The organism is Stenotrophomonas geniculata ATCC 19374 = JCM 13324 (assembly GCF_001431625.1).
GTDB lineage: Bacteria > Pseudomonadota > Gammaproteobacteria > Xanthomonadales > Xanthomonadaceae > Stenotrophomonas > Stenotrophomonas geniculata.
On record NZ_LLXT01000059.1, the window covers coordinates 1 to 9,815 of the forward strand.

Here is a 9,815-nt window from a genome sequence, read left to right on the forward strand (position 1 = left end):
GCCCCCAGGGGTGAGGGCGCTTTGCTTGCGAAGCACTGCTTCGCAAGCGCCCGAACGCACAGCCGCCAGCGGCTGGGCCGGACCCCGGAGGGGGGTTTACGGCGTGTCCTGCCTGCCCACACCGCCCCGCCCCCCAACGGAAGCCAGCTGTTGCTGCTGCTTCGGCTGTTGCTGTTGCTTCGGCTTTTGCCGTTGATTCGGCAGGTGCAGGGCTGCAAGCCCTGCTCGACCACCCCCTCACACCGTGATGGTCTGGGTCAGTGACTCCCACGTCGGTGGCACCGGCCACGCCGCCGCCTGGTTGCCATCCAGCACCCGCCGCAGATCGCGCGGATCAATCTGCGGTGCCAGCACATGCACCAGCTCCAGCGCGTAATCACGCAGCACGCGGTCACGCGGCAGCACCGCCCAGGCAATGCACTCGCTGATCGGGTCCGGCGCCGGCCACGAGCGCAGGTCTTCATCGTTGGAACTGACCGCCATCTCGGCCAGCAGGCCTACGCCAAGACCCGTACGCACGTAGGTCTTGATCAGGTCCGCATCGAGCGCGGTCAGTGCCAGGTCGGGCACCAGCCCATTGGCGGCGAAGGCGCGTTGCAGCGACGAGTTCGGACGGGTCGACGATTCGTAGCTGATCAATGGCTGGCGGGCCAGCGCGGCCAGGTCCGGGGCGCGGCCGGCGCGGTCCAGCGGGTGGCCCTTCGGCACCACCACCAGACGCCGCCAGCGGAACAGCGGCACCGCGATGCCATCGGTGGGCTCACCGCCGGCGGTGCTGATGATGGCGATATCCGCGTCACCCTGGTTCAAGCGGTCCAGCGCGTCGGCTTCGCCGGCCTGCTGCAGGTGCACGCTGACCTGCGGGTAGGCCTGCTTGATCGCTGCCACCGCCGGCGGCAGCACGAAGCGCGCCTGGGTGTGGGTGGTGGTCAGGATCAGCTGGCCCTGGCTCTCGCGGCGCTGGTTGGCCGCGTAGGTGCGGATGTTGTTGGCCTCGGCCAGCACCGCGCGGGCGCGGGCGATCACTTCGGTGCCGGCCGGAGTGACCGACTCCAGGCTGCGGCCCTTGCGCACGAACAACAGGAAGCCGAGCTCGTCTTCCAGCTGCTTGAGCTGCTTGGACAGGCCAGGCTGGGTGGCATGCACGCGCGAGGCGGCGAGCGTGATGTTCAGCTCGGCGTCGGCGATGGCAACCAAGTAGCGCAGCTGGGTCAGCGTCATGGGAGGCAGGCGGCGTGGGGCGGAAGTCCACTCTAGGGTCATTTGCCGTCACCAGCTTATAACCAAAGGTTGTTTAAGAAAGGTATCTGGTCATTTCCGGGCGTCATATGCCGGCGCTACGGTCAGCCGGCAGCCGCTGGCCTGAACAGCCAGCCCTCCCCCTTCGCCCGCCGAAGCCCGGCGCGGCCCCGTTTCCGGAGCGCTTCCATGGCCCTGTACGACTCCATCCTCGATACCGTCGGCAACACCCCCATCGTCAGGCTGCAGCGCCTGGCGCCCCCGCAGGTCAGCGTCTACGCCAAGGTCGAGTCGTTCAACCCGGGCGGCTCGGTGAAGGACCGCCTGGCGCTGGCGATCATCCTCGACGCCGAAGCGCGTGGCGTGCTCAAGCCGGGCGACACCATCGTCGAAGCCACGTCAGGCAACACCGGCGTGGCACTGGCGATGGTCGCCGCCGCGCGCGGCTACAAGTTCGTGGCGACCATGGTCGAAACCTTCTCGGTGGAGCGCCGCAAGCTGATGCGCGCCTATGGCGCCAAGGTGATCCTGACCCCGGCCGCCGAACGCGGCAGCGGCATGGTGCGCAAGGCCGCCGAGCTGGCCGAACAGCACGGTTGGTTCCTGGCCAGCCAGTTCGCCAACCCGGCCAACCCGGCGTACCACCGCAACACCACCGCCGCCGAGATCCTGCGCGACTTCGCCGGCAAGCGGCTGGACTACTTCGTCAGCGGCTGGGGCACCGGCGGCACGCTCACCGGTGTTGGCGAAGTGCTGAAGGTCGCGCGCCCGCAGACCCGCATCATCGCCACCGAGCCGGCCGGCGCCGCACTGTTGAAGGGCGATGACTGGAAGCCACACAAGATCCAGGGCTGGACGCCGGATTTCGTGCCGGACGTGCTCAACCGCGATGTGGTGGATGAACTGGTAACGGTGGACGATGACCGCGCGATCGCCACCGCACGCCGACTGGCTGCAGAAGAAGGCATCTTCGTCGGCATCTCCGCCGGCGCTACCGTGGCCAGCGCGCTGGACGTGGCGGCCCGTGCTGAACCGGGCGCGGTGATCCTGGCGATGCTGCCGGACACCGGTGAACGCTATTTCTCCACGCCGCTGTTCGCCGATGTGAACGAGGGTTCCGACGACGACTGGCTGGCCGGCCTGCCGTAATGCGATCCGCCGGGCATGGCCCGGCGCTACCGACGTCCGACTGCAGGTAGCGCCGGGCCGTGCCCGGCGTGCGCCCTGCTTCAGCCTGCGTGAAGGCGTCGCCCGCCATCGTGCGTGAAGGCCGTCGGATCGCAGCGCGTGAGACGGTCATGACGCAGTATCGATGCCCTGTCCCCTACCGTGGGAACAGCCGGCGCAGATGCTGCGCGGAACACCTCACAGGCAGGAGACGGACGCATGAAGATCGAAGTTTGGCAGGGCGACATCACGACCCTGGCGGTGGATGCGATCGTCAACGCGGCCAATGAAACACTGCTCGGTGGCGGCGGTGTCGACGGTGCGATCCATCGTGCCGCGGGCCCTGCGCTGCTGGCCGAGTGCGAGCAACTGCCGGAGCTGCGCCCGGGCGTGCGTTGCCCGACCGGCGAAGTGCGCGCCACCGACGCTTATGCATTGCCGGCGCAGCATGTACTGCACACGGTGGGCCCGGTCTGGCACGACGGCCAGCGCGACGAACCGGCATTGCTGGCCAACTGCTACTGGAAATCGCTGCAGCTGGCTGAGTCGCTGGGCGTGAAGTCGATCGCGTTCCCGGCGATCAGCTGCGGTGTGTATGGCTATCCGCTGTACCAGGCCGCGCAGATCGCAGTGACGGAAACACTGGCGTGGCAGCGCAGCCATGCACAGCCGATGCGCATCGTGCTGGTGGCGTTCAACACTGCCACGGCAAAGGCCTACCAGCAGGCATTGAGCGCTGCGGGACAAAGCACGGACAACGAACCGCGTGGGTCGGTGCTGCCGCCGCTGGGCGATGCAGGCTTCGCCGCTGCGCACTGAACCGCAGCGCTGCTGGTAAAAGAAAAGGCCGGGCATTGCCCGGCCTTTTCCGTTGCATCGTTGTCGTCATCCACGCGCGGCGTGGATCACGCTCAACGGCTGGCAGCTTCCACCGCAGCAGCGGCGTCATCGGCCACAGCAGCGGCAGCATCGGCCGCGGCACGTGCCGCCGAGGCCGCAGCTCCGTCGGCGCTGGCACCCTCGACCTGCACGCGCACTTCCACCATGCCCGCACCATTGTTCAGGCTGGACACATCCACGGTGTAGTGACCGGCCGGCAGGGTCTCTTCCAGGCGCGAATTGGTACCGCTGCCACCGTCATCATCGGTCAGCTCGACGTCGCCGCCGACCACGCGCAGCACGGTATCGACCTGGCTGGAAATCGCATCCAGGCGCACGTCGGCCGGGCGATCCAGGGTCAGCAGGAAGCGGCGGCGGCCGTCGTTGTCGAGCATCGTGTACACGCTGCCCGACTTCGGCAGCGCTGTGCCATCGCGTTCCACCAGATTGCCGGGCAGTTCGATGCGGTTGGCCGACAGGGTGAACATGCCGCTGACGCCGTCGCCCAGACCGCGTGCAGTCAGGGTGTACTTGCCCGGCTTCAGTGACAGGGTCAGGCGCGAGTTGGTGCTGTCCCCGCCATCGTCATTTTCGGCGTCCACGCCCTGGCCCGACAGCTTCAGCACCGGATCGAAGACATCCGACACCAGGCGGATCTCGTACAGGCCGGCCTTGTCCACCTGCAGGGTGTAGTCCTGGGAACCACCGGCCAGCATGTCGACGATCTCGCCGCTGCCCGCCAGCGGCTTGCCGTCGTACGGCACCAGCTTCTCGGCGCGCAGGCGGTACGGACCGTAATCGGTCGAGCCGTTGGCGTTGACCGCTACCTGGTAGGTGCCGCCACCGTTGGCACGGAAGGCCAGCGAGACGTCGCCCTCGCGCTCGTAGCCGGTGTTGCTGCTGGCCACCAGGCTGCCGTTGTTGAAGACGGCGATCGAGCCGCTCAGCGAGCCGGTCAGCTTCAGCCCAACCAGCTGCTTGTCTTCCAGCTTGATCTGGTAGAGCTGGTGATGGCTGCCGTCGTTGTAGTTGATGCCGCTGCGCGAGGTGATCTCGCCGGACACCGGCTTGTCGAAATCGAGCGACGCGGCCTTGCCTGCGTCACCACCGCCGCCGAGACGGTTGCAACCGCCGGCGACCAGGACCGTGGCGACGGCCAGTGTGATTGCTGCCAAACGCATGTTGTTTCTCCTTGGCCTTCCATGTGGTTCCCACGCACCGGCCGGGCGCGTGGGGGCGGAAACGATACCCGCAAAAGCAAACGCCGGCGTGATGCCGGCGTTGCCTTGTTCATCCAGCGATGGGACGGATCAACCGTTCCACTTGCCCAGCGCGGCCAGGCCGTTGTCCTTGGCGCGCTCGTACACGGTCTTCTGGGCAGCAGCGTAGTTGCCCTTCATGTCCTTGGCCCACAGCTTCAGCGCGGCCTGCTGCATGGCGCGGCCGTAGGAGAAGCTCAGCGGCCACGGCAGGTTGCCCAGCTGGTTCATCGCGTTCAGGTGCTCGGTGGACTGCTCGTCGCTCTGGCCACCGGACAGGAACACCACGCCCGGCAGGATGGCCGGCACGGTGCTCTTCAGGCACATCACGGTCGACTCGGCCACTTCCTCGACGTCGGCCTGCTCATCGCAGCCCTTGCCGGAGATGACCATCGAGGCCTTCAGGATGGTGCCTTCCAGCAGCACGTTCTGCTGGTACAGGGCGTCGAACAGCGAACGCAGGGTGGCTTCGGTGACTTCGTAGCAGGTCTCGATGTCGTGGTCGCCGTCCATGATCACTTCCGGCTCGACCATCGGCACCAGGCCACATTCCTGGCACAGCGCGGCATAGCGGGCCAGCGCGTGGGCGTTGGACTCGATGCAGGTGCCCGACGGAATGCTTTCGCCGATGTTGATCACCGCACGCCACTTGGCGAAGCGCGCACCCAGCTTGTAGTACTCCTGCAGGCGCTCGCGCAGGCCGTCCAGGCCTTCGGTCACCAGCTCGCCCGGGCAGCCGGCCAGCGGGTGCGCACCCTTGTCCACCTTGATGCCCGGAATCATGCCGTGGTCGGCCATGTACTTGGCGAACGGCACGCCGTCCTTGGTCGACTGACGGATGGTTTCGTCAAACAGGATGGCGCCGGAAATGTGCTCGTTGAGCTTCGGCGTGGTCAGCAGCAGTTCGCGGTAGGCACGACGGTTCTCCTCGGTGTTCTCGATACCGACGCCAGCGAAACGCTTGGCGATGGTAGCGGTGGATTCGTCGATCGCGATGATGCCCTTGCCCGGGGCAACCATGGCCTGGGCGGTTTCAGCCAGCTGTTCGATGCTCATGTACTTCCTGTGGCGGGTGCGGGAAAAACGTAAGTATAGCCCCGCCGCCCGTTGCGCCGACGTGCAGGCCAGTCTGGAAACGATTCCAATGTCCGCACCGGACAGGCGATGTCCTGTTGCGCCGGGTCAGAGCCCCTTTGCGGATCTGACCCTGGGTCGGATCCGCACGGCGGCTCCGACCCGGGGCCGACGGGGTTTACAGATCGCCCAGGCCGCTGGCGCGGCCGTCTTCACCCACTTCCAGCAGGCGCAGGGTGTTGGTCGCGCCCAGGGTTTCCATGTGCTCACCGCTGGTGAACACGACGCGGTCACCGGCCTGCAGCAGTTCGGCTTCCACCAGCAGGCGGATGCTGCCGCGCGCGGCTTCGCGCGGGGTCAGGCCACGGCTGTCGAAGTTGATCGGGAACACATCGCGCATCAGGGCCATCTGGCGGCGCGCGCCGTCGTGGCGGGTGACTGCGAACACCGGCGCCTTGGCGCGGAAGCGCGACAGGTAGCGGGCGGTGCCACCGGATTCGGTCATCGCCACGATCGCACGCACGCCCACGTGCTGCGACAGGAACATGGTGGCCATGGCAATCGCCTGATCGGCACGTTCCAGATTACGCGGCGAGGCGTTGAAGTCGGTCTCGGTCTGGAACTGGCGCTCGGCACCCAGGCAGATACGCGCCATCGCTTCCACCGCCTTGACCGGGTACGCACCGGCAGCGGTTTCAGCCGACAGCATCACCGCATCGGTACCGTCGATGACCGAGTTGGCTACGTCCAGCACTTCGGCGCGGGTCGGGATCGGGCTTTCGACCATCGACTGCAGCATCTGCGTGGCCGTGATCACCACCTTGTTCTGTGCCAGCGAGGCCTTGATGATCTTCTTCTGCAGGCCCGGCAGTTCGGCGTCGCCGATTTCCACGCCGAGGTCGCCACGGGCCACCATCACCACGTCGCTGGCCTCGACGATCTCTTCCAGGTTCTCGATCGCTTCGGTGCGCTCGATCTTCGACACCAGCGCAGCATCGCAGCCATGCGAGCGGGCGATGTCACGGGCGTCGTTCATGTCCTGCGCGTTGCGGCAGAACGACACGGCGATGAAGTCGACACCGATCCTGGCGACGATGCCGATCAGCTCCTTGTCGCGCTCGGTCAGTGCGCCCAGCGAGAGGCCACCGCCCTGCTTGTTCAGGCCCTTGCGATCAGACAGCGCGCCGTCGTTGAGCACGGTGTTGATGATGCGCTCGCCCTGCACCTCGACCACCTGCAGCTGCATCAGGCCATCATCGAGCAGCAGGACATCGCCCGGGCCGACGTCCTGCGGCAGGCCGAGGTAGCTGACGCCCACCTGGGTCGCATCGCCGGGGCCGGCATTGGCGCTGGCGATCAGGTCGAAGCGGTCACCCGCCTTGAGCTGCACCTTGCCTTCGGCGAAGCGCTCGATGCGGATCTTCGGGCCCGGCAGGTCAGCCAGGATGCCCACTTCCACGCCCACGCGGGCCGCAGCGGCACGCACTTCGGCGGCACGCTTGGCCTGGCCGGAGGGATCGCCGTGGCTGAAGTTGAGGCGCACCACGTTGACGCCGGCGCGGAACAGATCCTCCAGCACGCCCGGCGGATCAGTGGCCGGACCGAGGGTGGCAAGGATCTTGGTGCGACGCTGACGCTCGAACATGGTGAATGGGCCTCTCCCGATAAAGAACGGAAATTAGCACATCCTTCACGCCGCATGTATACGGTTACAGCCTTGTGCTGCCTGACTTCGCGGGTCATGGAGCGGACATCGGCCGGACATACGCTGGCGCAGGCAGTTCTGTAGAGCCGAGCCCATGCTCGGCTGGGCATAGGCCGAAGCAGCCGAGCATGGGCTCGGCTCTACAGGAGCCTAGGCCAACAGCGTCGTCAGCTGCGCCGGCTCACGGGCCAGCTGGCCGGCACCGGCTTCGGTGAGTTCGACCTCACCGCCGAAACCCCACAGCACACCGACACTGCGCAGACCGTGGTGGCGTGCGCCTTCGATGTCCATGCGGCGGTCGCCGATCATCCAGCACTGCGCGGGCTGCACCTGCAGCCGACGCAGCGCCTCGCCCACCAGCTCCGGCTTGTGGCTGCGCGAGCCGTCCAGGGTCGAGCCGACGATCTCCTCGAACAGCCCGCCGAACGGCAGGTGGGCGAGGATGCGGCGCGCATGCGGCTCGTTCTTGGCCGTGACCACCGCCAGGCGGTGGCCACGACCGTGCAGCGTGCGCAGGGTGTCTTCCACCTGCGGGTACACCGTATGCTCGCGCCAGCCCTCGGCGTCGAAGCGCTCACGGTAGTAGCCCACCGCCTGTTCCACCCGCGCCGGTTCAACGAACAGCGGCGCGAAGGTGGTCCGCAGCGACGGACCGATCCAGCCCAGCAGCGTCTCCTGCGGCGGCACCGGATAGTCCATCTTCTGCAGCGCGTAAGCGATGCAGGCGGTGATGCCCACCTGCGAATCGATCAGCGTGCCATCGAGGTCGAAGAACAGCACATCCTTGCCGCGCTCGGCACTCATGCGCCGCGCGCGTCGAGTGCGGCCACCGCCGGCAGGGTCTTGCCTTCCAGGAACTCCAGGAACGCACCGCCGCCGGTGGAGATGTAGCTGACCTGCTGGGCGATATCGAACTTGTCGACCGCGGCCAGGGTGTCGCCGCCACCGGCGATGGAGAATGCCGGCGAGCTGGCGATGGCGCGGGCCAGCGCTTCGGTGCCCTTGCTGAAGGCTTCGAACTCGAACACGCCGACCGGGCCGTTCCAGACCACGGTGCCGGCCTTTTCGATCAGCTGCGCGTACTGCGCAGCGGTCTGCGGGCCGATGTCCAGGATCAGATCGTCTTCGGCAACCGCGTCGACCGCCTTCACTTCGGCAACCGCGTCCGGCATGAACTGCTTGGCGGTGACCACGTCCACCGGCAGCGGAATGTCGGCGCCACGCGCCTTGGCATCGGCCACGATCTTCTTGGCGGTATCCAGCAGGTCCGGCTCGTACAGCGACTTGCCGACGTTGTAGCCGGCGGCAGCAATGAAGGTATTGGCGATGCCACCACCGACGATCAGCTGATCGACCTTGCCGACCAGGTTGGCCAGCAGTTCCAGCTTGGTGCTGACCTTGCTGCCGGCGACGATGGCCAGCAGCGGCTTGGCCGGTGCATCCAGCGCCTGCGCCAGCGCGTCCAGTTCGGCCATCAGCAGCGGGCCACCGGCAGCCACCGGGGCGAAGCGGATGACACCGTGGGTGGAGGCCTGCGCACGGTGCGCGGTGCCGAAGGCATCCATCACGAACACATCGCACAGCGCCGCGTACTTCTTCGACAGGGCTTCATCGTCCTTGCCCTCGCCGACGTTCATGCGGCAGTTTTCCAGCAGCACCAGCTGGCCCGGCTGTACGTCGACGCCGTCAACCCAGTCGCGCACCAGCGGAACCTCGCGGCCGAGCAGCTCGGACAGGCGCTGGGCGACCGGCGCCAGCGACTCGGCTTCGCTCCACACGCCTTCCTTCGGGCGCCCCAGGTGCGAGGTGACCATCACCGCCGCGCCCTGCTCCAGCGCGCGCTTGAGCGTCGGCAGCGAAGCGGTGATGCGCTGTTCGGAGGTGATGCGGCCATTCTCGATCGGCACGTTCAGATCCTGGCGGATCAGCACGCGCTTGCCGGAGAGGTCGAGGTCGGTCATGCGGACGATGGACATGGGCAACTCTTTGGCTCAGGGACGGGATGCCGGGGTACGGCAGACGGCCATTGTATCGGGTGCGGGTGGTGGGAGGGTCGATGCCTGCGGCAGGCAGAGGCGCACAGCAAATGCAACAGCAACAGCCAAAGCGCTGGCGCTTCGTGGTGTTGTGGGTGGGCCGGGGCGGTGTGGGCTCGCGGGGGACGCCGTGAATCCATCCCTGGAGGCTCGGGCGCGCCATCCATGGCGCTTACGCCCCCGCGAGCCCACACCACCCCGGCCTCGACAGGTTCATGAGGCGGAGCGGACGGCAAAGGCAAGATCGGTTTCTGATGTCGGAGAAAAATGTAGAGCCGAGCCCGTGCTCGGCTGGGTCTATCGCGAACAGCAGCCGAGCGTGGGCTCGGCTCTACAAAGAGCGCCCTGCCAAGCAGCTTTTGCTCTTCTTTTTTTCTTTCCGTGGGTGGACGCACACGGAAATTGTCAGAGGCCGGGCGGGGTGGGTTCGCTGGAGTGTCCGCGGCATGGATGCCG

The 9,815-nt window shown here is 67.0% G+C and carries 8 protein-coding genes; 2 read left to right on the forward strand and 6 right to left on the reverse strand.

The genetic code is table 11. From position 1 onward, the window contains the following. Window positions 1-237 precede the first annotated feature (237 nt). Window positions 238-1,221 carry a LysR family transcriptional regulator gene (locus tag ARC63_RS03415; protein WP_010481448.1) on the reverse strand — a complete coding sequence of 328 codons (984 nt, stop codon included), beginning with the start codon at window positions 1,219-1,221 and terminating at the stop codon, window positions 238-240. Window positions 1,222-1,428: 207 nt separating this feature from the next. On the opposite strand from ARC63_RS03415, the gene cysK reads away from it, so the two are divergent. Further along, window positions 1,429-2,388 carry a cysteine synthase A gene (gene cysK / locus ARC63_RS03420; RefSeq protein WP_010481445.1) on the forward strand — a complete coding sequence of 320 codons (960 nt, stop codon included), beginning with the start codon at window positions 1,429-1,431 and terminating at the stop codon, window positions 2,386-2,388. 237 nt (window positions 2,389-2,625) lie between these two features. Continuing rightward, a complete protein-coding gene (locus ARC63_RS03425) occupies window positions 2,626-3,225 on the forward strand; it encodes an O-acetyl-ADP-ribose deacetylase (protein ID WP_049408918.1) in 600 nt (199 codons plus the stop codon). A gap of 92 nt (window positions 3,226-3,317) precedes the next feature. On the opposite strand, the gene ARC63_RS03430 is transcribed toward ARC63_RS03425, so the two are convergent. From ARC63_RS03430 to ARC63_RS03450, 5 genes are all read right to left on the reverse strand, one after another. Continuing rightward, window positions 3,318-4,466, reverse strand: a complete 1,149-nt coding sequence (locus ARC63_RS03430) for an iron-sulfur cluster assembly protein (protein WP_049408917.1) — start codon at window positions 4,464-4,466, stop codon at window positions 3,318-3,320. Between the two features lie 129 nt (window positions 4,467-4,595). Further along, window positions 4,596-5,600, reverse strand: a complete 1,005-nt coding sequence (locus ARC63_RS03435; RefSeq protein ID WP_010481439.1) for a class I fructose-bisphosphate aldolase — start codon at window positions 5,598-5,600, stop codon at window positions 4,596-4,598. Between the two features lie 196 nt (window positions 5,601-5,796). Further along, on the reverse strand, window positions 5,797-7,263 hold the full coding sequence (pyk, locus tag ARC63_RS03440; protein ID WP_010481436.1) for a pyruvate kinase: 1,467 nt from the start codon (window positions 7,261-7,263) through the stop codon (window positions 5,797-5,799). A gap of 210 nt (window positions 7,264-7,473) precedes the next feature. Next, window positions 7,474-8,127, reverse strand: a complete 654-nt coding sequence (locus tag ARC63_RS03445) for an HAD hydrolase-like protein (RefSeq protein ID WP_057502518.1) — start codon at window positions 8,125-8,127, stop codon at window positions 7,474-7,476. Then, a complete protein-coding gene (locus ARC63_RS03450) occupies window positions 8,124-9,299 on the reverse strand; it encodes a phosphoglycerate kinase (protein WP_010481432.1) in 1,176 nt (391 codons plus the stop codon). Before ARC63_RS03450 ends, ARC63_RS03445 begins: the two co-directional genes overlap by 4 nt. Between the last annotated feature and the right edge of the window lie 516 nt (window positions 9,300-9,815).

What these genes read in the sequence shown, in the direction of transcription:
- ARC63_RS03435 (WP_010481439.1), bottom strand. Translation starts at nt 5,600, where the DNA reads ATGAGCATCGAACAGCTGGCTGAAACCGCCCAGGCCATGGTTGCCCCG.
- cysK (WP_010481445.1), top strand. Translation starts at nt 1,429, where the DNA reads ATGGCCCTGTACGACTCCATCCTCGATACCGTCGGCAACACCCCCATC.
- ARC63_RS03425 (WP_049408918.1), top strand. Translation starts at nt 2,626, where the DNA reads ATGAAGATCGAAGTTTGGCAGGGCGACATCACGACCCTGGCGGTGGAT.
- ARC63_RS03445 (WP_057502518.1), bottom strand. Translation starts at nt 8,127, where the DNA reads ATGAGTGCCGAGCGCGGCAAGGATGTGCTGTTCTTCGACCTCGATGGC.
- ARC63_RS03415 (WP_010481448.1), bottom strand. Translation starts at nt 1,221, where the DNA reads ATGACGCTGACCCAGCTGCGCTACTTGGTTGCCATCGCCGACGCCGAG.
- ARC63_RS03430 (WP_049408917.1), bottom strand. Translation starts at nt 4,466, where the DNA reads ATGCGTTTGGCAGCAATCACACTGGCCGTCGCCACGGTCCTGGTCGCC.
- pyk (WP_010481436.1), bottom strand. Translation starts at nt 7,263, where the DNA reads ATGTTCGAGCGTCAGCGTCGCACCAAGATCCTTGCCACCCTCGGTCCG.
- ARC63_RS03450 (WP_010481432.1), bottom strand. Translation starts at nt 9,299, where the DNA reads ATGTCCATCGTCCGCATGACCGACCTCGACCTCTCCGGCAAGCGCGTG.